Origin of the sequence: Lentzea aerocolonigenes (genome assembly GCF_000955955.1) — a bacterium.
In the GTDB taxonomy this organism is placed as follows: domain Bacteria; phylum Actinomycetota; class Actinomycetes; order Mycobacteriales; family Pseudonocardiaceae; genus Lentzea; species Lentzea aerocolonigenes_A.
Map to the genome: position 1 here is coordinate 13,440 of NZ_JYJG01000231.1, position 20,152 is coordinate 33,591.

Sequence of the window (20,152 nt, forward strand, 5' to 3'; positions counted from 1 at the left end):
GTAGGAGAGCGAACGCTAGGGAATCTCCGTGAGAAACTGCGGTCTGCTGGACCGCGTGCTCGTCAGATTCCTGAACCACCACCTCCGGCCCTACCGGGGAACACTCGTGCTCCTGGTGGCGCTGCAGCTGGTCCAGACAGCCGCGACCCTGCTGCTGCCCACGCTCAACGCGCAGATCATCGACAACGGGGTGCTCCGAGGCGACGCCGGCTACATCTGGAGCACCGGACTGACCATGCTCGGCGTGGCGGCCGTGCAGATCCTCACCGCGAGCGGCGCCATGCTGCTCAGCTCCCGCGCGTCCTCCGGTCTCGGCCGGGATCTGCGGCAGAAGGTGTTCCGCAAGGTGATGAACCTCAGTGCCCGCGAGGTCGACCAGATCGGCGCGCCGTCGCTGATCACCAGGACCGTCAACGACGTCGGGCAGGTCCAGAGCATCGTGCTGACCACCGCGGACGTCGCGGTGTCGGCGATCATCATGTGCGTCGGCGGTGTCGCGCTGGCGCTGGTGCAGGACGTGCCGGTGTCCACGATCCTGATCGCGCTGGTCGCGATCGTGATCATCGGTCTCGTGCTGATGCTGGGCAGGCTCTCGCCGTTCTACGAGGCCGTGCAGCGCTTCCTAGACCGCATCAACCACCTGCTGCGCGAGCAGATCACCGGCGTGCGGGTGATCCGGGCGTTCGTCCGCGACCCGCACGAACGCGGCCGCTTCGACGCCACGAACCGCGACCTCTACGGCACCTCGCGCCGGGTCGGCCAGATCATGGCGGCGATGCCGGTGATGGTCATGACCATCATGAACGTGCTGACCATCGCGATCATCTGGTTCTCCGGCCACCGCATCAACGACGGCAGCATGCAGCTCGGCGCACTGCTCGCGCTGCTGTCCTACATCACGCTGATCATCGTCGCGATCATCATGGCGATGCTGGTGTTCACCGAGGCCCCGCGCGCCGCGGTGTCGGCGGGCCGCGTGAACGAGGTGCTGCAGGCGGAATCGAGCATCAAGCAGCCGGAGAAGCCCATCACGGCAATGCGGACGCGTGGGCACCTGGAGTTGCGCGGCGCCACGTTCGGCTATCCCGGCGCCGAGAAACCGGTGCTGCGGGACATCGACCTCGTGGCCAGGCCGGGCGAGACGATCGCGATCCTGGGCAGCACGGGCAGCGGCAAGTCGACGCTGCTGTCGTTGGCTCTGAGGCTCTACGACGTCACGGGCGGCCAGGTGCGGATCAACGGCGTGGACATCCGCGACCTCGACCCGTTGGCACTGCACAAGGTCATCGGGTACGTGCCGCAGAAGGCTCACCTGTTCAGCGGCACGATCGCGTCGAACCTCCGCTACGGCGCGGAAGACGCGACCGACGACGAGCTGTGGCACGCGCTGGAGATCGCGCAGGCCGCCGAGTTCGTCCGGCCGCTCGGTCTCGACGCGCCGATCACGCAGGGCGGAACGAACGTCTCAGGTGGACAGAGACAACGACTCGCCATCGCCAGGACGTTGGTGCGCAGGCCCGAGATCTACCTGCTCGACGACTGCTTCTCCGCACTCGACCTCGGCACCGAGGCCCGTCTGCGCACAGCGCTGGAACAAGAACTCGGCACCGCCACCATCCTGCTGGTCACCCAGCGGATCAGCACCGTCGAGGCGGCGTCGCGGGTCGTCGTGCTGGAGGACGGCCAGGTCGTCGGCTCCGGCACGCACGCCGAGCTGATCGCGGCCAACCAGACCTACCGGGAGATCGCCGGCTCCCAGCCTGTGGGAGGGGCCGTCCGATGACACTGCTCGCCGATCCCGAACTCACGACGACAGCACCTGAGGAGAAGAAACCCGGCGCCACGAAACGACTGTTCGGGTTGCTGTTGCCGTACAAGGGAAAGCTCGTCGTGATCGGCTCGCTCGCGGTCGTGACGATCGGGCTCAACCTGCTCGGCCCGATCCTGCTCGGCCGCGCCACCGACCTCATCTTCACCGGCCTGGTCAGCCGCGGCCTGCCCGCCGGCGCCACCCAGGAGCAGATCCTGGCCCAGCTGCGCGACGAGGGCAAGGACACGCTCGCCAACGTCATCAGCACCGTCCACATCGTCCCCGGACAGGGCGTCGACTTCCCGGCACTCGGCCTGCTGCTGCTGTTCATCCTCGGCCTGTACGTGATCGGCTCGCTGTCGATGCTGGTGCAGGGCTGGGTCGTCAACAACATCGTCCAGCACGCCGTCTACAAGCTGCGCGAGGAGATCGACGCGAAGCTCACCCGGCTTCCGCTGGCCTACTTCGACCGCAACCCGCGCGGCGAGGTCCTTTCCCGTGTCTCCAACGACGTCGACAACCTGCAGCGGACCGTGCAGCTGTCCATCGGCCAGATGCTGACGAGCGTCGTCAGCGTCGCCGGCGTGCTGGCGATCATGCTGGTGATCTCCGTCGAACTGGCCGTGCTGGTGCTGATCTGCGTGCCGATCGCGCTGGTGCTGGCGGCGTGGATCTCCAAGCGCGCCATGCCTAAGTTCGCCCAGCAGTGGCAGTCGACCGGGGCGTTGAACGCGCACGTCGAGGAGATGTACAGCGGGCACGCGCTGATCACCGCGTTCGGGCGGCAGGAGCAGGCGGCGCGGGAGTTCGCCGAGCGCAACGAGACCATGTACCGGTCGTCGTTCGGCGCCCAGGCGATCTCCGGGCTGATCGGGCCGGCCACGAGGTTCATCACCGACCTCAACTACGTGCTCGTGGCCGTGGTGGGGGCTTTGAGGGTCGCCACCGGCACCGTGTCGATCGGTGACGTGCAGGCGTTCATCCAGTACTCCGGCATGTTCTCCCGGCCGATCATCGACGTCGCGAACTTCTCCGGCCAGCTGCAGTCCGGAATCGCGTCCGCCCAGCGGGTGTTCGAGCTGCTGGACGAGCCGGAGCAGTCGCCGGCTCCGGCCGACCCGGCGAAGGTCTCGCCCGTGCGCGGGCACGTCGAGTTCTCGCACGTGTCGTTCCGGTACGTGCCGGAGAAGCCGCTGATCGACGACCTGTCGCTCACCGCCTCCCCCGGCCAGCTCGTCGCGATCGTCGGGCCGACCGGTGCGGGCAAGACGACGCTGGGCAACCTGCTGCTGCGGTTCTACGAGCTCGATGACGGCCGGATCCTGTTGGACGGCACCGACATCACCGCGATGACCCGCGAGGACCTCCGCTCCGCCATCGGGCTGGTCTCGCAGGACACGTGGCTGTTCGAGGGCACGATCGCCGAGAACATCGCCTACGGACGGCCCGGCGCGACCCGCGAAGAGGTCGTCGAAGCGGCGAAAGCCATGTGCGTGGACCGGTTCGTGCGGTCGCTGCCCGACGGCTACGACACCGTGCTCGACGAGGAGCACGGCGGGCTGTCCGCGGGTGAAAGGCAGCTGATCACGCTCGCCCGCGCCTTCCTCGCCCAGCCCGCGATCCTGCTGCTGGACGAGGCCACGTCGTCGATCGACACCCGCACGGAAGTCCTGATCCAGCAGGCGATGACGTCGCTGAGGGCAGGCAGGACGAGCTTCGTCATCGCGCACCGGCTGTCCACGATCCGCAACGCCGACCTGATCGTCGTGATGGATCAGGGCGCGGTGGTGGAACGGGGTACGCACGAGGAACTCATTGCCGCCAACGGGTTCTACGCCCGCCTCTACACCGCCTGAAATCGGTCGCCACCGGGCCGGCGGCCGTGTCACGCTCGTGCGCATGCACATCGACACGCCGCTCGGCCCGGTGACGTTCGTGGCGCGGCCCGGCGCGGACGTGGTCATCAGCAAGGCCGAGCCCCGAATTCCCGACCACTTCCCGCGGGTGACGCTGTGGACCGCGACCTTCCGGTTCGCCGCGAGGCAGGACGTGGAGGTCACCGCTCGTCTGACCGCGACGGCGCCCGACGTCGGCGGCGGCCCCGGTTCCGGCGAGTGGCTCGACGCCGTCACGCTCGAGAACGACTCGGCGACGGTGTCCATCGGCGGACCGGACGAGGACCGCCTGCTGGAGGAGCTGGGCGTCGAGGGAACCGTGGAGTACCTCGACGACCGCACGATCACCTGGCGGTTGTCCTCGGCGGCCGAGCTGACCATCGCGGTGGCGTGGAGCGAGCTGACCTCGCATCCCGCGACCTGGGTGGCGGTCGACCTGCCGTTCCGGAACCAGTGGCGTGGCCCCTAGCCCAGCACGAACGGGATCGCGAGATCTCCCAGCTCGGCGCGCTCCGCTTCGGTCGGCGCGCGCCGACCCGTTCCCACCAGCAGCACGTCGGCATCGGACCACGCCACCGGGAACGCGCCCGCGATCTGCTCCAGCATCTCGCGGCAGCGGGCCAGGGTTTCCAGAGGCGGACCAGCGGCTTCCGGAAGGTGCATGACCAGGTCGAGGTGGTGCAGCGTCCACTCCCAGACGTACGCGCCGAGGTAGCCGGACGTGCACAGCACCATGTCCTGCGTGCTGACCTTGAGCGTCGGATCGGCCAGCTCAGCGGCCCGCAACGCCGCCCGCCCCACGTCGTCCACGTGGTGCTTCAGCATCCACGGTTCGCCGTAGGCCGCCGCGAGCCGCACGGTCAACGCGGCCAGCGGATCGTCGGACGGCGAATCGGAAGCCTTCCAGTACGTCACGGAATCATGCGTGACCGGGTCCGCGGTCGGTGTGACCAGCGTGATCAGCACGTCCTGCGCGTCGATCACGAGGTGGCACACGAGATCCCGCACCAGCCAGCCCGCACACCCGGACGGCCTGCCGAAATCGTCGTCGGAAAGCTCACCCACCGTTTCGAGCAGCGCCCCCAGGGAAAGCGAAAAAAGATCCACAGCCGCAAAACTACAGCGGCTGCGGATCCGGGGCAGATGGATCTACCAGCTGGCGGCGGCCAGCAGGTCGCCGTACTCGTGCTCGGTGGCGACGTGCTTCAGGTCGGCCTCCACCATCATCTTCATCAGCGACGAGAAGTCGACCTCCGGCTTCCAGCCGAGCTCACCGCGCACGCGGGTGGTGTCGGCGCACAGGATCTCGACCTCGGCCGGGCGGACCAGCACCGGGTCGATGTAGACGTAGTCCTCCCAGTTGAGGCCGACGTGCTCGAACGCCAGGCGCACCGCGTCGCGCACCGAGTGCATCTCGCCGGTGCCGACGACGTAGTCCTCCGGCTCGTCCTGCTGCAGCATCATGTGCATGGCGCGCACGTAGTCGCCCGCGAAACCCCAGTCGCGCAACGCGTCCAGGTTGCCCAGGGCCAGCTTGTCCTGCAGTCCCTGGGCGATCTTCGCGACACCGAGGGAGATCTTGCGGGTCACGAACTCCGCGCCGCGGCGCGGTGACTCGTGGTTGAACAGGATGCCGCCGACCGCGTACATGCCGAACGACTCGCGGTAGTTGCGGGTGATGAAGTGGCCGTACGCCTTCGCGACGCCGTACGGGCTGCGGGGGTGGAAGATCGTGGTCTCGCGCTGCGGCGTCTCGGCCGCCTTGCCGTACATCTCCGACGACGACGCCTGGTAGAAGCGGATGTTCTTGGCCGAAGCGCCGTTGTGGCGGCTGCTGGACAGGCCCGAGACGATGCGGATCGCCTCCAGCACGCGCAGCACGCCCATGGCGTTGACCTCGGTGACGAGCTCGGCCTGCTGCCACGACATCGGCACGAACGAGATGGCGCCGAGGTTGTAGACCTCGTCCGGCTGCACCAGGTCCACAGCGGACACCAGCGACGCCTGGTCCATCAGGTCACCGTCCACGAAGGACAGTTCGGACATCAGCCGCGACACCCGCATCTTGCGCGGGTTCGCCTGTCCCCTCATCAATCCCCACACCTGGTAGCCCTGCTTCAGCAGGTGCTCGGCGAGGTACGACCCGTCCTGCCCGGTGATCCCGGTGATCAGTGCCCGCTTGGTCATCCCGTTTTCCTCTCATCACCAAAGGTCCGCAACGGGACGGACCCGAATCCCTTGCAAAATTAGGGGTTCAGGCACTAGGTGATTCGCCGGAAACGAGAGCGGCGACGGCACTTCTGTTGTCCGAAAGAAAGAAATGGCCGCCGGGGAACACGTTCAACGAGAAAACACCGGAAGTGCGCTCACGCCACAACGACACCTCGTCCACCGAGGCCTTCGGATCGGCGTCACCGGTCAGCGCGGTCAGCGGACACGACAACAAGGGCCCGGGGCGATAGCGGTAGGTCTCCGCGGCCCGGTAGTCGGCGCGGATCGCGGGCAGCACCATCCGCACCAGCTCCTCGTCGTCGAACACGCGTGCGTTCGTGCCCGCGAGCCGCCGCACCTCCTCGATCAGACCGGCGTCGTCCCGGAGGTGCACGCGGTCGTCCCGGACGATCTGCGGGGCGCGGCGCCCGGAGACGAACAGGCGCTCGGGCGCGAAGCGCAGAGCCACCTCGAACGCGATCATCGCGCCCATGCTGTGGCCGAACAGGTGCAGCGGCCGGTCGCGGGTCAGCAACCCCGCGATCTGGTCGGCCACCGTCCGGATGTCGTCCAGCAACGGCTCTGACCTGCGGTCCTGCCGTCCCGGGTACTGGACCGCGACCAGCTCGCACCGGCCGGAGAAATGCGGTGCGAACGGCTGGAACCAGCTCGCCGCGCCGCCCGCGTGCGGGAAGCACACCAGCCGGGGAGCCCCGTCGGGTGCCTCGCAGAGTCGTCGGAACCAAAGACCGGTGTCAACAGCCACGCCTGCCAGCGAAACACCGTTCGGGCTGAGGAAACGCCTGGAAGCGGTTAGGTTGAACGGCATGGGCAAGTCTCCGGCTGTGGAGCTCGAGGTGGACGACCGCGTCGTGCGGATCTCCAACCCCGACCGCGTCTACTTTCCCGCGCGCGGCGAGACGAAACTGGATCTCGCGAACTACTACCTGTCCGTCGGCGACGGAATCGTCCGGGCGCTGCGGGAACGGCCGTGCATGCTGCACCGCTTCCCCGAGGGCGTGACCGGCGAGAAAGTGCACCAGAAAAGGCTTCCGCACGGCGCACCGCCGTGGGTGCGGACCGTCCGCGTGCATTTTCCGCGCTACAACCGCCATGCGGACGAACTCTGCGTCACGCACGTCGCCGACGTGATCTGGGCCGTGCAGATGTCCACTGTGGAGTTCCACCCGTGGAACTCCCGCGCGGCCGACACGGAGAAGCCCGACGAGTGGCGCATCGACCTCGACCCCGGCGAGACCTGCACGTTCGACCGGGTGCGGCGGGTGGCGCTCGTGGTGCAGGAAGTGCTGGCGGAACTGGGCGCCACCGGGTTCCCGAAGACGTCCGGCAGCAAGGGCCTGCACATCTACGTGCGGATCAAGCCCGACCACGGCTTCCAGGACGTCCGCAAGGCCGCACTGGCGTTCGCGCACGAGGTCGAACGCCGGGCGCCCGACGACGTCGAGACGACGTGGTGGCGCAAGGACCGCGACCCGTCGCTCGTTTTCGTGGACTACAACCAGAACACGCGCGACCGGACGATCGCGAGTGCGTATTCCGTGCGCGGTTTCCCCGAGGCCACCGTGTCGACGCCGATCCGCTGGGACGAGGTCCCGGACGTCGACCCGCGCGAGTTCACCATCGCGACCGTGCCGAAGCGCTACGCCGAACTGGGCGACCTGCACGCCGGCATCGACGACGCGGTGTGGTCGATCGAGCCGCTGCTGGAGTGGGCCGCGCGGGACGAACTCGAGGTTCCCGATGAGCAGTAGCGAGATCAAGTTCTCCAGCCTCGACCAGCCGCTGTTCGGCGGGACGGTCAAGGGCGACCTGGTGGAGTACCTGGACTTCGTCGCCGACCGGTTCGTGCCGGTGCTGAAAGGTCGTCCGCTGTCGGTGTGGCGGATTCTGCGCGGCCAGGACCCGTTCATGCAGAAGAACGTCCCCAAGTACACGCCGGACTACGTGAAGACCGTGGAGATGTGGGCGGAGACGTCGCATCGGCAGATCAAGTACGCGTTGTGCGACGACAAGCAGACGTTGATGTGGTTCGCGAACCAGCGCGCGGTCGAGTACCACGTGCCGTTGTTCCTGGGAGATCACCAGACCCACATGGTGCTCGACATCGACCCGCCTGAGGGCTCCGGTTTCGGCGTCGTGGTGCGGTCGGCGTTCCTGATCAAAGAGGCACTGGCGAACGCCGGTCTGGAAGGCGCGCTCAAGACCAGCGGCGCCAAGGGCGTGCACATCTTCGTGCCGCTGGGCAAGCACGATCCGGACGACGTGGCCGCGGCGACGCGGGCGGTGGCGGCCAGGGCCGAGAAGCTCGGCCCCGAGATCGCCACCACCGCCTACATCCGGGCCGAACGCGGCGGCAAGGTCTTCCTCGACTCGACCCGCGCGTGGGGCGCCACGGTCGTCGCCGCCTACAGCCCGCGCCTGCGCGAGGGCCTGCCGATCTCGTTCCCGGTGCCCTGGGACTCGCTGGCCGACATCTCCCCGTCCGACTTCACCGTGCGGACCAGGTTCGACGGCGATCCGTGGACCGACCTGATGCCCGCGCCGCAGGTGCTGCCGTCCGACCTGATCGCAGAAGGCCACGAGATCCCGGTGGCACGGGTCGTCGCGATGCACGAAGGCAAGCGGCGCAAGAAGGAGCGCGAAGGGTGATCAGCGCGCCACCTTGACGACCCGCACGACGATCCCGACGCCGGAGCCGACCGTGCCCGCGATGCCGTCACCGATCTCGTCCCGCGTCGTGACCAGGGACTCGGCCAGCGTCTCGTTCGCCACGAACGTCTCGTGCGCCTTGAGCGCGGCGAGCACCTCGTCCGGTGCGGCGATCGTGAGCACGACACGATCCGTGACTTCGAGCCCGGTGTCACGGCGCGCCTGCTGCACCACGCGCACGACGTCGCGGGCGATGCCCTCGGCGGCCAGCTCGTCGGTGATCTCCGTGTTCAGCGCGACGGAGACGCCCCGCTGGGACTCGACCACCCAGCCACTGCGCGGCACCTCCGTGACGATGACCTCGGAGACGTCCAGGGTGATCGGTTCGCCGTCGAGCAGCACCGTCGCCGCGTCGCCCGCACGCAGCTGCGCGACGAGCTCCCGCGGGTCGGCCGCGAGCACGGCGCTCGCGGCCTGCTGGGTCTGCTTGCCGAACCGCTTGCCCAGCACCCGGAAGTTCGGCTTGACGGTGACGTCGACGGCCTCGTCGGCAGCGGCCATGGGTTCCAGCCGCTTGATGTTCAGCTCCGCGGCGATGTCGTTCAGCAGCTCCTCGGACAGCTCGCTGCCGGTGGGCAGGCCGACCAGCGCCCGGCTGAGCGGCTGGCGCACCCGCACGGCACTGCCCTTGCGCGCGGCACGGCCCGCCTCGGTCACCGTCCTGGCGAGCGCGACCTGCTCGGACAACACCGGGTCGATCAGCGCCTCGTCGGCCTGCGGCCACGTCGCGAGATGCACCGACTCGGGCGCCTCGGCGTCACCAGGCCGGATCACCGACCGCCACACCTCCTCGGTGATGAACGGGACGAACGGCGCGAGCAGGCGGGTCAGCGCGTCCAGGCACTCGAACAACGTCACCAGCGCGTTCTGGTCGCCGTTCCAGAACCGCTGACGGGAACGGCGCACGTACCAGTTCGAGAGATCGTCGACGTAGTCCGACAGCAACCGGCCGGCACCGGCCGTGTCGTAGTCCTCCAGCGCCGCGTCCACGTCCCGGACGAGCCGGTGCGTCTCCGAGAGCACCCACCGGTCGAGCACGTGCCGCTGCGCCACCGGATCGGCGAGCTCCGGCGCCCACCGCGCGTGGCTGGCGTACAAGCTGAAGAACGACACCGTGTTCCAGTACGTCAACAGGATCCGGCGGGCGATGTCGTCGAGCGGGCCGGGACCGACGCGACGCGCCGACCACGGCGAGCCGGAACACGTCATGAACCAGCGCAGTGCGTCGGCACCGTGCGCGTCCATCAACGGAATCGGCGCGAGGATGTTGCCGAGGTGCTTGCTCATCTTGCGGCCGTCCTCGGCCATGATGTGCCCGAGGCACACCACGTTCTCGTACGACGACCGGTCGAACACCAGCGTCCCGACCGCCATCAGCGTGTAGAACCAGCCTCGGGTCTGGTCGATGGCCTCGGCGATGTACTGCGCGGGGTAGTTGCGCTCGAACTCCTCGACACTGCCGGGCAGATACGGGTATCCCAGCTGCGCGAACGGCATCGCACCGGAGTCGAACCACGCGTCGATCACCTCGGGCACCCGCACCGCCCGCTCCCCGCACTCGCGGCAGGAGAACGTGATCTCGTCGATGTACGGCCGGTGCGGGTCCACTTCGGACAGATCCGCGCCCGCGAGATCACCCAGCTCCGCCCGCGATCCGATGGCGGTCACGTGGCTGTTCTCGCACCGCCACAACGGCAACGGCGTTCCCCAGTACCGGGAACGGGACAGCGCCCAGTCCACGTTGTTGTCCAGCCAGTCGCCGAACCGGCCGTGCTTGATGTGGCCGGGGTACCAGTTGGTGCGCTCGTTCTCCCGCGCCAGCGCCTCCCGCACCACGGTGGTGCGGACGTACCAGGAAAGCTGCGCGTAGTACATCAACGGCGTGTGGCAGCGCCAGCAGTGCGGATACGGGTGCTCATAGCGGTCGAAGCGGTAGAGCAGCCCGCGGTTCTCCAGGTCGTCGACGAGCACCTGGTCCGCTTCCTTGAAGAAGATCCCGCCGACCAGCGGCACCTCGTCGAGGAAGTGCCCGTTCGCCGCGACCGGGTTCACCACGGGCAGGTCGTTCGCCCGGCACACCGCGAGGTCCTCGGCGCCGAACGCGGGCGCCTGATGCACCAGCCCGGTCCCGTCGGACGTCGTCACGTAGTCCGCGAGCACGACGAAGTGCGCGCCGGGGATGTCGACCAGGTCGAACGGGCGCCGGTAGCGCGCACCCGCCAACTCGGTGCCCCGCACGGTCGCGAGCCGCTCCGCGTCCGCTCCGAGCACCGCCTCGACGAGCGGCTCGGCGACGACGAACACACCACGATCGGTCCGGGTGACGACGTACTCCACGTCCGGGTGCACGGCGACCGCGGTGTTGGACACGAGGGTCCACGGCGTGGTCGTCCACACCAGCAGGTCCGCCTCGTAGCCGGCGACCGGTTCGGCGAGCGGGAACCGGACGTGCACCGACGGGTCGGCGACGGTCTCGTACCCCTGAGCCACCTCGTGATCGGACAAGGTGGTGCCGCACCGCGTGCAGTAGGGCGCGACGCGGTGGTCCTCGAACAACCGGCCGTCGGTGAAGATCTTCTTGAGCGCCCACCACACGCTGTCCACGTACTCGGGCGACATCGTCCGGTACGGGTGGTCAAGGTCGATCCAGTACCCCATCCGCTCGGTCAGCGCCTCGAACTCGTCGACGTGCTGCTGGACCGAGACGCGGCACCGCTCGTTGAACTCCGCGACGCCGATCTTCTCGATGTCCGGCTTGCCGTTGAGGCCGAGCTGCTTCTCCACGGCGAGCTCGACGGGCAGCCCGTGGCAGTCCCAGCCGGCCCGGCGGGGCACCGAGAAACCCTTCATCGTCTTGAACCGGGGGAACACGTCCTTGAAGACGCGGGCCTCGACGTGGTGGGTGCCCGGCGATCCGTTCGCCGTCGGCGGCCCCTCGTAGAACACCCAGCGGGGACCGTCCGCGGTGCGGTCGAGGCTGCGCTGGAAAATGTCGTTGTCCCGCCACCAGGCGCTCACGCGCCGGTCCAGCTCTGGCAGGTCGATCTTCGGGGGCACCGCGGTGAACGGCGAGGTCTCTGTCATCGTCCGCTTTCTCTGCCGGCAGGTTTCGTTCGCGCACGGACGGCGAACCGCCCACGCGGGGACGAAGCCACCTGACTCCGCGGTACCACCCCGCTTGTGCCCGTGAGACACGGGCACCTCTCGTTCACGGCTGTGACGGGCCGCCCCGTCCGGTTCTACTGAGGCCCCGGGGCCTGTTCTTCCGGAGGCTCCCCGGTGATGGCCGGATCAGCGCCTTTGACGAGGAACCCTAACGCACCGGCACGATCGCTCAACGTGATTTACGGGAGCGTGAGAAGCCGGCCGCCGCGAGGACCGCCGCCAGCGTGAGCACCACGTGGGCGACCCTGGTGAAGTCCAGCGAGCTCACGTAGGCGTACTCGGCGGCACGCATGAGCAGCACCGCCCCGATCGTCAGCCGTGCCGCGAGCCTCGCCGGACCGGCCGTGAGAATCTCGGCGAGCGGCACGACGACCAGCAGCGGCAGGAACGCCAGGTTGTACGGGTAGAAGCCAGGTTCCATCGCCCACGCGGCGCTGACCAGCAACAACGCCGGCGCGATCGCGTCGGGCCGGCTGTCCCGCAGCTCGAAGCCCGCCCACCCCACGAGCACCACCACGACCAGCCAGAAGACCACCGCCCACACCAGGTCGCGTTCCTGCCCGAGCAACGCCAGCGCCTCCACCAGCAGCACCGCCATCGCACCGGCACCCAGCACCGCCGCGACGGCCGAGGTCCGGACGAACACGAGCACGGCCAGCACGAGCGCCACCACCTGGAACGGACCGCTCGCGCCCGCCAGCAACCCGGCCGCACCGCCGATGAGCCCCAGCACCAGGCCCGGCAGCCAGGCACGATCGGACTGGGCACGATCGGACCAGGCCAGGGCGAACAGCCCGGCCGCCAGCAGCCACGGCAGGGCGAACGCCAGGAACGCGGTCGCGGGAACCAGGTCGTTGACGAGCGGCTGGACCACGCCGTCGTCCAGCGTCACGGTGGCGAAGACGACCGCGGCGAACGCGAGACCCGCGACCACGCGGGTCACGACGGGTCGGACCCCCGGAAGGCGCCCCACCACAGTCCCAGAGCGGCGGCGACCACCGTGGCGGTGATCCAGCCCGTGAACCCGCTGCCGTCCACATAGGCCCAGAACAGACCCACGATCGGCGCGGGCACCAGGAACACCGCGTCCGCCCGCAACTGAGCCACCAACCCCCGCGGCGCCCGCGTCTGGGGATCGGGCTGCGCCGGGTTGTCGACCCGGCGACCGCGCGGATGCCTCACCACCGCACGCCCGGACGGGTAGAGCGTCACGCCGTCGACAACAGCAACACGCCCGCCCCGCAACGAGACATCCACCGGCGACGGCAACGTCACGAGCACCGGGTCGTAGTAGACGGGCAGCCACCGCTCGACCGGCCCGTCGATCTCCAGCCACGACCTCACCATCAGCCCGGACTGCAACCGGATCCGCCGCACCGACACCGTTTCCGCGGCAGCACGCGACGACCGCACGGCCAGGAACAGCCGCACCAGACCGGCCAGCACCACCAGCAGGGCCACCGCGGCGGAGAACGTCACGCCACCCAGAGCGCGATCGGTCTCCAGCAACAGGTCCGCACCGGGAATCACGGCCACGGACGGATCCGCGGGATCGAACGCCACCTGCGTCTGCCTCCCCACGACCCGCTCGCCGTTCTCGTAGGCAACACGCGCCGAACCGGACGGCCACCGCACCGAGACGGCACCGTCCGAATAGGACACGACATCACCCTGCGAGCGCGAGGTCATGGAGGACAACAGGTCCCGATCGGACGAATACGACAGCCACGACAGCAGCGCCACCACGAGGCAGACGAGGAGCACGAGAGCGGTCGCGGCGAATCCGTGGCGGAGCGCGCGAACCGGCTGGGAGGTCTGGGAAGTCATCGCGCCGTCATCGTAACCGGGAAGCCGAAAGGCCGTGCCCGCGCTGGGCCCCCGCGCGGACACGGCCCTGGAGCTCAGTCTCAGATGTCGACGCAGGCCGTGTTGACCAGGTCGTACCGCCCGCCGCCGAGCGCCTTCCACAGCTCGGCACACGCACGACCGGGTCCGACGCCGCTACCGGTGATGATCGGGCGCACCTTGTCGTTGCTGTTCACGTCGAGACCGCCCGGCCCGGTCAGGTGGATGTGCCCGTAGATCTCGGGGTTGAGCGCCACGTCGTGGTACCCGGTGACCTGGTAGAAGTTGCCGTCCCGCCAGTCGATGTCGATGCAGACCCCGGACGGGGCACAGCCAGGAATCGGAGCCGCCGACGCCGGCGACGCCGTGAACACGGTGGCGATCGCCGCCGCCGCGAGGACCGCGCCGACTGCGGTGCGCATCTTGAACATGAGAAAAATACCCCCCGAATGAAGTTGAACCATCAGTGCCCGTTCTGTGGCACACGGTGACCATATCGACGTTCGGGGAGCGGTGATCCACAGTTGCACGACACAACGGCCCGGCAGGCGGAAAGCCTGCCGGGCCGTTGCGGCACAAGCGGTACAGCGAACTACATCAGGAGGTGAAGCCCATGGTGATGTAGTCGTACGGGCGGTTCGCGTACGCGACGGCACCGAAGTTCGCCACGTTGCTCTTCACCGCGACCGCGCCGGGCAGCTGGTAGATCGGCAGCTGGTGGCCGAGCTCCCAGATCTTCTTGTCGGCCTCGTTGGCCAGAGCGGCACGCTTGGTGTCGTCGAGCTCGCCGTTGGCCTGGTCGAGCAGCTTGTTGACCTCTTCGGAGCCGATGCGACCGTAGTTCTGGTTGGTGCTGGCCGGGTCGAGGTAGTAGATGCCCTTGCCGTCCGAGATCGGCGTGGCCGAGGCCAGCCAGCGGAAGCCGGTCATGTCGAAGTTGCCGACGTTGACGTACTGCTTGAAGAAGTCCGTGGACGGCACGGCCTGGATGTCGACCTTGGCGCCGACCTCCTTCAGCTGCGACTGCACGAGCTTCGCGATCTGGTCGGAGACGGGGTTCGGCGTCGGGATGACGTAGCGGACGGTGAGGTCCTTGCCGTCCTTCTTCCGGGTCTCGCCCTCGAGCTTCCAGCCCAGCTCGTCGAGCTGCTTCTTCGCGGCTTCCTTGTCGAACGACGCGATGGACGAGTTGTCCTTGTACTCCTTCGTACCGAGCAGGAAGAAGTGGTTACCGGTGACCTGCGCGTCGCCCTTGAGCATCTGGCCGAGCAGCGCCCGCGTGATGACCTTGGTGTCGATACCGCGCATCAGCGCGACGCGGAGCTTCGGGTCCTTGAGGATCGACGAGTCCGCACCGTTGAAGGTGATGTGCGAGTAGTCCGGCGAGATCGCCTGACGGATCGTGACGCCCTGCATCGACTTGGCACGCGTGAAGTTGTCGATGCTGGAACCGATGTCGAACCAGTCGATCTGGCCGTTGGCGAGCGCGTCCGCGACGGCGGGGCGGTCGACCTGACGGAAGGTGATCTTGTCCAGCTTCGGCTTCGGGCCCCACCACGCGTCGTCGCGGACGACGGTCACGAGCTTGCCGGTGCGGTCGATGTTACCGATCTTGAACGGACCGGCGGTGATCTTCGGGGTGTCCGCCCAGCCCTTGTTGAACTCCTCGGCGGAGGAGGACATGGCCTTCGGGTAGAGGGGCGAGAACAGGCCCTTCCACTCGGCGAACTTCTTCTTGAACGTGACCTTGACGTCCTGGTCGGTCGCGCCCTTCTCGACCTTCTCGATGTCCTCGTAGCCGGTGGTGCCGGCGACCTCGTAGGCCTTGTCGGTGCCGTTGAGCGACTTCCACATGGCCTCGAAGTCGGCCCACGACAGCGCGGTGCCGTCGGACCACTTGGCCTTCGAGTTGATCTTGAACTCGAGGACCTGCGGGTCGCTGGAGGCGACCTTCGCGTCGTCGAGGTAGTCCTTGTTGATCTCGATCGTCGAGTCGGCCAGCTGCTTGTACAGGTTCGGCATCATCGTGTCGATCATGCGGCGGCCGTCGGCGTTGGTGCCGTCGAGCTGGTTGTAGTTCCAGTTGTCCGGCAGCTGGTCGACCGGCCAGCGGAACTCGCCGCCGTCCTTGACCTTGGACGCGTCCTGCGGGTTGATGTCCGCCTGACCGACCTGACCTTCCGAACCCTTGAGCCCGGAGTCGGTCTTGCTGGGCCCACCACACGCGGTAAGCGTGAGGGCGACCGCGACCAGCGCGGTAACTCCCACCTTGGTACGTCGACTCACTGTCGTGAACCTCCCTCGTGCCCGGACACCAGTTGCCGGGGACACTGTTCCTTCGTGCTCGCAGATCGACTGAGGCGACGGATGCATCAGAGGACCTGACGGATCTGAGCGAAGTGGCAGGCGGCCTCGTGGTCGGGGGCCTGGACTTCGCGGAGCGGTTCCACCTCGATGCACGTGCGCTGCTTCTCGGGCGGCAGCTGCGCGTGCAGGAAGCACCGCGTGCGGAAACGGCAGCCGGACGGCGGGTTCGCCGGGCTCGGCAGGTCGCCGGTGAGGATGATCCTCTCCCGCTGGCGTTCCTTGACGGGGTCGGGAATCGGGATCGCCGACAGCAGTGCCTGCGTGTACGGGTGGCGCGGTGCCTCGAAGACCGAGTCCACCTCGCCGATCTCGATGATCTTCCCGAGGTACATGACGGCCACCCGGTCCGCGATGTGCCGCACGACGGACAGGTCGTGGGCCACGAACAGGTAGGCCAGGCCGAGCTTGGACTTCAGCTCCTCCAGCAGGTTGATGACACCTGCCTGGATGGAGACGTCCAAAGCGGACACCGGCTCGTCGAGCACGACGAGCTTCGGTTCCAGGGCAAGGGCTCGCGCGATGCCGATGCGCTGCCGCTGACCGCCGGAGAACTCGCCGGGATAACGCGACAGCTGCTCGGGACGCAGACCGACGAGACGGATCAGCTCCGGCACCCGCCGGTTGATCTCGTCCTTGCTGTAGCCGTGCACCTGCATCGGCTCGGCGATCACGTCGTTGATCGTCAGGCGCGGGTCCAGCGACGCCATCGGGTCCTGGAACACGACCGACATGTCCCGGCGGATCTCGAAGCGGCGCTTGGAGTTCAGCGAGGACACGTTCGTGCCGAGCACGGAGATCTCGCCGCTCATGGGCTTCTCGAGACCGAGGATCTCCATCAGCGTGGTGGTCTTGCCACAGCCCGACTCGCCGACGAGGCCGAGGGTCTCGCCCTCGCGGACGTCGAACGAGATGCCCGCCACGGCGTGCACGGTGCCGACGCGGCGCTTGAACACCACGCCCTTGTTGACCGCGTACTCCTTGACGAGGTTGTCGAGCTCCAGCACGGTCTCGCGCTGCTCGCGCGGCACCCTGGCGATCTCGGCGTCCTCGGCGACCTCGGCGCCGAAGATCTCGACGGCCGCCTCGGCACCCTCGGCGTCGGTCGCGGCGATCTCGCCGGTCCTGATGCACGCCGCGTGGTGCTCGGCCGAACCGTCCACCTCGATCAGCGGCGGTTCCGCGGTGTGACAGGCGTCGACGACCATCGGGCAGCGCGGCGCGAACGGACATCCCGGGGGAAGATCCGTGAGCGACGGCGGCTGGCCGGTGATCGGCACGAGCGCCTGCTTCTCGCTGACGTCGAGGCGCGGGATCGAGCCGAGCAGGCCGAGCGTGTACGGCATGCGCGGCTGCTGGTAGATCTCGTCGACCTTGCCGGTCTCGACGGCCTTGCCCGCGTACATGACCATCAGCCGGTCCGCGAACCCGGCGACGACGCCGAGGTCGTGGGTGATGATCACGATGCCCGCGCCGGTGACCTCCTGCGCGGTCTCGAGCAGCTGCAGCACCTGGGCCTGCACCGTCACGTCGAGCGCGGTGGTCGGCTCGTCGGCGATGATCAGGTCCGGGTCGTTGGCGATCGCCATGGCGATCACCGCGCGCTGCCGCATGCCGCCGGAGAACTCGTGCGGGAACGCCTTCACGCGCTCCGCGGCGTTCGGGATGCCCACGAGGTCGAGCAGCTCGACCGCACGCTTGTTCGCGGCCGCCTTGGACACCGCGCCACCGCGGTGCACCAGGATCGCCTCGGCGATCTGGTCGCCGACGGTGTAGACGGGCGTCAACGCCGACAGCGGGTCCTGGAACACCATCGAGATCCGCCGGCCGCGGATCTTCGACAGCTCCGTGTCCGAGCGGCCGATGAGCTCACGGCCCTGGAACCTGATGGAACCGGTGATGCGCGCCGAGTCCGGCAGCAGGCCCATGACCGCGAGCGACGACACGGACTTGCCCGAGCCGGACTCGCCGACGATGCCGAGGACCTCACCGGGCGAGACCTGGTAGCTCAGGCCGCGCACGGCCTGCACGCGGCCCGCCTCGCTGGGGAACGACACGTGGAGGTCTTCGACCTGCAGAACCGGTCCTTCGACGACCGGGTCCGCCGGCGAGTCGAACAGGATCTCCGAACTGGTCATCAGGCGGCCTTCTCCTTGGTGTCCTTCTTCTCCCGCTTGCGCACACGCGTGGAGGTGGGGTCGAGCGCGTCACGCAGGCCGTCGCCGACCCAGTTCACCGCCAGCACGAACACGACGAGGAAGCCCGCCGGGAACAGGAACAGCCAGGGGAAGGTCGTCGCGGACTCGGCGTTGCCACCGATCAGCGTGCCGAGCGAGACGTCGGGCGACTGCACGCCGAAACCGAAGTAGCTCAGGCCCGTCTCGGCGAGCACCGCGGAACCGACGTTGATGGTGGCGTCGATGATCAGCAGCGACGCCATGTTCGGCACGATGTGCTTGGCGATGATCGTCCGCGCCGGCTGGCCCATGAACTTGGCCGCCTTCACGAACTCTCGTTCTTTCAGCGTCAGCGTCATACCGCGCACGATGCGCGCGGTGATCATCCACTGGAAGGCCGCCAGCATCAGCACCAGCAGCCACCACGACTTGCCCCGGAACCACGGGCTGAGGATGGCGATGATCAGGAAGGACGGCAACACGAGCAGCAGGTCGACCACCCACATGAGCGCCTTGTCGGCGACACCGAGGAAGTAACCGGCGGTCGCACCGACGATCGCGGCCACGGTGGTCGAGATCAGCGCCACCAGCAGACCGATCAGCAGCGACTTCTGCAGTCCGCGCATGGTGAGCGCGAACATGTCCGTGCCGATCTTGTCGGTGCCGAAGATGTGGTCGGCGTAGGGCGGTTCGAGGAACGCGGTGTAGTCGCGGTCCTCGTAGGTCCAGTGCGTGAGCAGCGGGCCGAGGAACGCCAGCAGGTACATCAGCACGATGATGCCGAGGCCCACCAGCGCGAGCTTGTTGCGCATGAAGCGGATGAACACCAACCGGCCACGCGTCATCGCCTTGCCCGGTTCGGGCGCGGCGTCGACGGGGCTGCCAGAGGCGGCGCCGGCGGTTCCCGCGGAGTCGCCCTCGTTGAGGATCACGGTCACGTCGTCGTCACCTTGCCTAGTTCACACGGATTCGGGGGTCGAGCGCGGCGTACAGCACGTCGGCGAGCCAGCCGGAGAACAGCACGCACACCGCGACGAACAGCGTCACCGTGGCCGTGATGTTGGTGTCCTGGGCCGAGATGCCGGTGACCAGCCAGTCACCCATGCCGAACCAGCCGAAGATCCGCTCGGTGAAGGTGCCGCCGACCACCAGCAGGCCGAAGCCGAACGCGAACAGCGTCGCCATCGGGATCAGCGCGGTGCGCAGGCCGTGCTTCATCAGCGCCTTGCGGCGGGTCAACCCCTTCGCCTGCGCGGTGCGCAGGAAGTCGCTGCCCAGCACGTCGAGCATCGACGAGCGCTGGTAGCGGCTGTAGTAGGCGATCTGGCCGAGCGCGATCGCGAGCGTCGGCACGATCAGGTGCTGCAGGCGGTCGCCGAGGTGCTCGAACCAGTTGCCCTGGAAGTTCGGTGTCTCCTCGCCGACGAAGATCAGCACGTTCGAGCCGATCGAGTCGTTGAGGCCCTGCGCGCCCATCTTGAGCAACGTGCCCAGCACGAAGACCGGCGTCGACAGCAATATGAAGGAGAACAGGGTCGCGAAGTAGTCGCTGAACTTGTACTGCCTGATCGCGCTCACCACGCCGAGCAGGACGCCGAACAGGATGCCGAGCGTGATGCCGAGCAGGAACAGCCGCAGGCTCACACCGATGCGCCGGCCCAACTCCTCGGTGATCGGGCGGTCGACGATCGTCTGACCGAAGTCACCCTTCACCACACCGCTCATCCAGGTCACGAACCGCTGCGGGATCGGCTGGTCGAGGTGCAGGTCTCGTTTCTTCGCCTCGATCGAGGCGGCCGGTGGCGGTGGGTTGCGTTGCTGCAACACCCCGATCGGGTCAAAGGTGGCGGAGGCCAACGTGAACGCGAGGAACGTCGCCACAAGGGCGAGCACCACGTAGTTGACCAACCGCCGCAACAGAAATCCGGCCACCCGTGTTCAGTCCTCTCCCCGGT

General features: G+C 68.1%; 16 protein-coding genes. 5 read left to right on the forward strand and 11 right to left on the reverse strand.

Annotated features, from left to right (window positions below):
- Nucleotides 1-55 precede the first annotated feature (55 nt).
- The 3 genes from UK23_RS27940 to UK23_RS27950 are packed head-to-tail and all read left to right on the forward strand — an operon-like array spanning nucleotide 56 to nucleotide 4,174.
- Complete coding sequence (locus UK23_RS27940) at nucleotides 56-1,783, forward strand: ABC transporter ATP-binding protein (RefSeq protein WP_045314657.1); 1,728 nt, start codon at nucleotides 56-58, stop codon at nucleotides 1,781-1,783.
- Nucleotides 1,780-3,666 (forward strand): ABC transporter ATP-binding protein, encoded by a 1,887-nt coding sequence (locus UK23_RS27945; RefSeq protein ID WP_045314636.1) that lies wholly within the window; start codon nucleotides 1,780-1,782, stop codon nucleotides 3,664-3,666. Before UK23_RS27940 ends, UK23_RS27945 begins: the two co-directional genes overlap by 4 nt.
- Nucleotides 3,667-3,709: 43 nt before the next feature.
- Nucleotides 3,710-4,174 carry a hypothetical protein gene (locus UK23_RS27950; protein WP_045314637.1) on the forward strand — a complete coding sequence of 155 codons (465 nt, stop codon included), beginning with the start codon at nucleotides 3,710-3,712 and terminating at the stop codon, nucleotides 4,172-4,174.
- Here UK23_RS27950 and UK23_RS27955 read toward each other — a convergent pair.
- From UK23_RS27955 to UK23_RS27965, 3 genes are all read right to left on the reverse strand, one after another.
- The gene (locus UK23_RS27955) at nucleotides 4,171-4,812 is read right to left on the reverse strand and encodes a maleylpyruvate isomerase N-terminal domain-containing protein (RefSeq protein WP_045314638.1); all 642 of its coding nucleotides are present in this window, start codon (nucleotides 4,810-4,812) and stop codon (nucleotides 4,171-4,173) included. The genes UK23_RS27950 and UK23_RS27955 overlap by 4 nt on opposite strands.
- 42 nt (nucleotides 4,813-4,854) lie before the next feature.
- A complete protein-coding gene (locus UK23_RS27960; protein ID WP_045314639.1) occupies nucleotides 4,855-5,892 on the reverse strand; it encodes a GDP-mannose 4,6-dehydratase in 1,038 nt (345 codons plus the stop codon).
- A gap of 67 nt (nucleotides 5,893-5,959) precedes the next feature.
- Nucleotides 5,960-6,682, reverse strand: coding sequence for a thioesterase II family protein (locus UK23_RS27965; protein ID WP_045314658.1), 723 nt, complete (start codon nucleotides 6,680-6,682; stop codon nucleotides 5,960-5,962).
- 61 nt (nucleotides 6,683-6,743) lie between these two features.
- On the opposite strand from UK23_RS27965, the gene ligD reads away from it, so the two are divergent.
- Entirely contained in the window at nucleotides 6,744-7,688 is a 945-nt protein-coding gene (ligD, locus tag UK23_RS27970; RefSeq protein ID WP_045314640.1) for a non-homologous end-joining DNA ligase, read from the forward strand.
- On the forward strand, nucleotides 7,678-8,586 hold the full coding sequence (locus tag UK23_RS27975) for a DNA polymerase domain-containing protein (RefSeq protein WP_045314641.1): 909 nt from the start codon (nucleotides 7,678-7,680) through the stop codon (nucleotides 8,584-8,586). Before ligD ends, UK23_RS27975 begins: the two co-directional genes overlap by 11 nt.
- Here UK23_RS27975 and ileS read toward each other — a convergent pair whose 3' ends face one another.
- The 8 genes from ileS to UK23_RS28015 form a co-directional block, all read right to left on the reverse strand.
- Nucleotides 8,587-11,730: an isoleucine--tRNA ligase gene (gene ileS / locus UK23_RS27980; protein ID WP_045314642.1), complete on the reverse strand. Its 3,144-nt coding sequence runs from the start codon at nucleotides 11,728-11,730 to the stop codon at nucleotides 8,587-8,589.
- 250 nt (nucleotides 11,731-11,980) lie between these two features.
- The gene (locus tag UK23_RS27985) at nucleotides 11,981-12,754 is read right to left on the reverse strand and encodes a hypothetical protein (protein ID WP_045314643.1); all 774 of its coding nucleotides are present in this window, start codon (nucleotides 12,752-12,754) and stop codon (nucleotides 11,981-11,983) included.
- Nucleotides 12,751-13,638, reverse strand: coding sequence for a hypothetical protein (locus tag UK23_RS27990; RefSeq protein ID WP_045314644.1), 888 nt, complete (start codon nucleotides 13,636-13,638; stop codon nucleotides 12,751-12,753). Before UK23_RS27990 ends, UK23_RS27985 begins: the two co-directional genes overlap by 4 nt.
- Nucleotides 13,639-13,718: 80 nt before the next feature.
- Nucleotides 13,719-14,078 carry a hypothetical protein gene (locus UK23_RS27995; protein WP_156213437.1) on the reverse strand — a complete coding sequence of 120 codons (360 nt, stop codon included), beginning with the start codon at nucleotides 14,076-14,078 and terminating at the stop codon, nucleotides 13,719-13,721.
- A 175-nt stretch (nucleotides 14,079-14,253) separates the two neighbouring features.
- Nucleotides 14,254-15,942 carry an ABC transporter family substrate-binding protein gene (locus tag UK23_RS28000; RefSeq protein ID WP_045314646.1) on the reverse strand — a complete coding sequence of 563 codons (1,689 nt, stop codon included), beginning with the start codon at nucleotides 15,940-15,942 and terminating at the stop codon, nucleotides 14,254-14,256.
- Between the two features lie 86 nt (nucleotides 15,943-16,028).
- A complete protein-coding gene (locus UK23_RS28005; RefSeq protein ID WP_045314647.1) occupies nucleotides 16,029-18,158 on the reverse strand; it encodes an ABC transporter ATP-binding protein in 2,130 nt (709 codons plus the stop codon).
- Nucleotides 18,158-19,135: an ABC transporter permease gene (locus UK23_RS28010; RefSeq protein ID WP_196777919.1), complete on the reverse strand. Its 978-nt coding sequence runs from the start codon at nucleotides 19,133-19,135 to the stop codon at nucleotides 18,158-18,160. The genes UK23_RS28005 and UK23_RS28010 overlap by 1 nt, the downstream gene beginning before the upstream one ends.
- A 16-nt stretch (nucleotides 19,136-19,151) precedes the next feature.
- Nucleotides 19,152-20,129 (reverse strand): ABC transporter permease, encoded by a 978-nt coding sequence (locus UK23_RS28015; protein ID WP_045314648.1) that lies wholly within the window; start codon nucleotides 20,127-20,129, stop codon nucleotides 19,152-19,154.
- Nucleotides 20,130-20,152 lie beyond the last annotated feature (23 nt).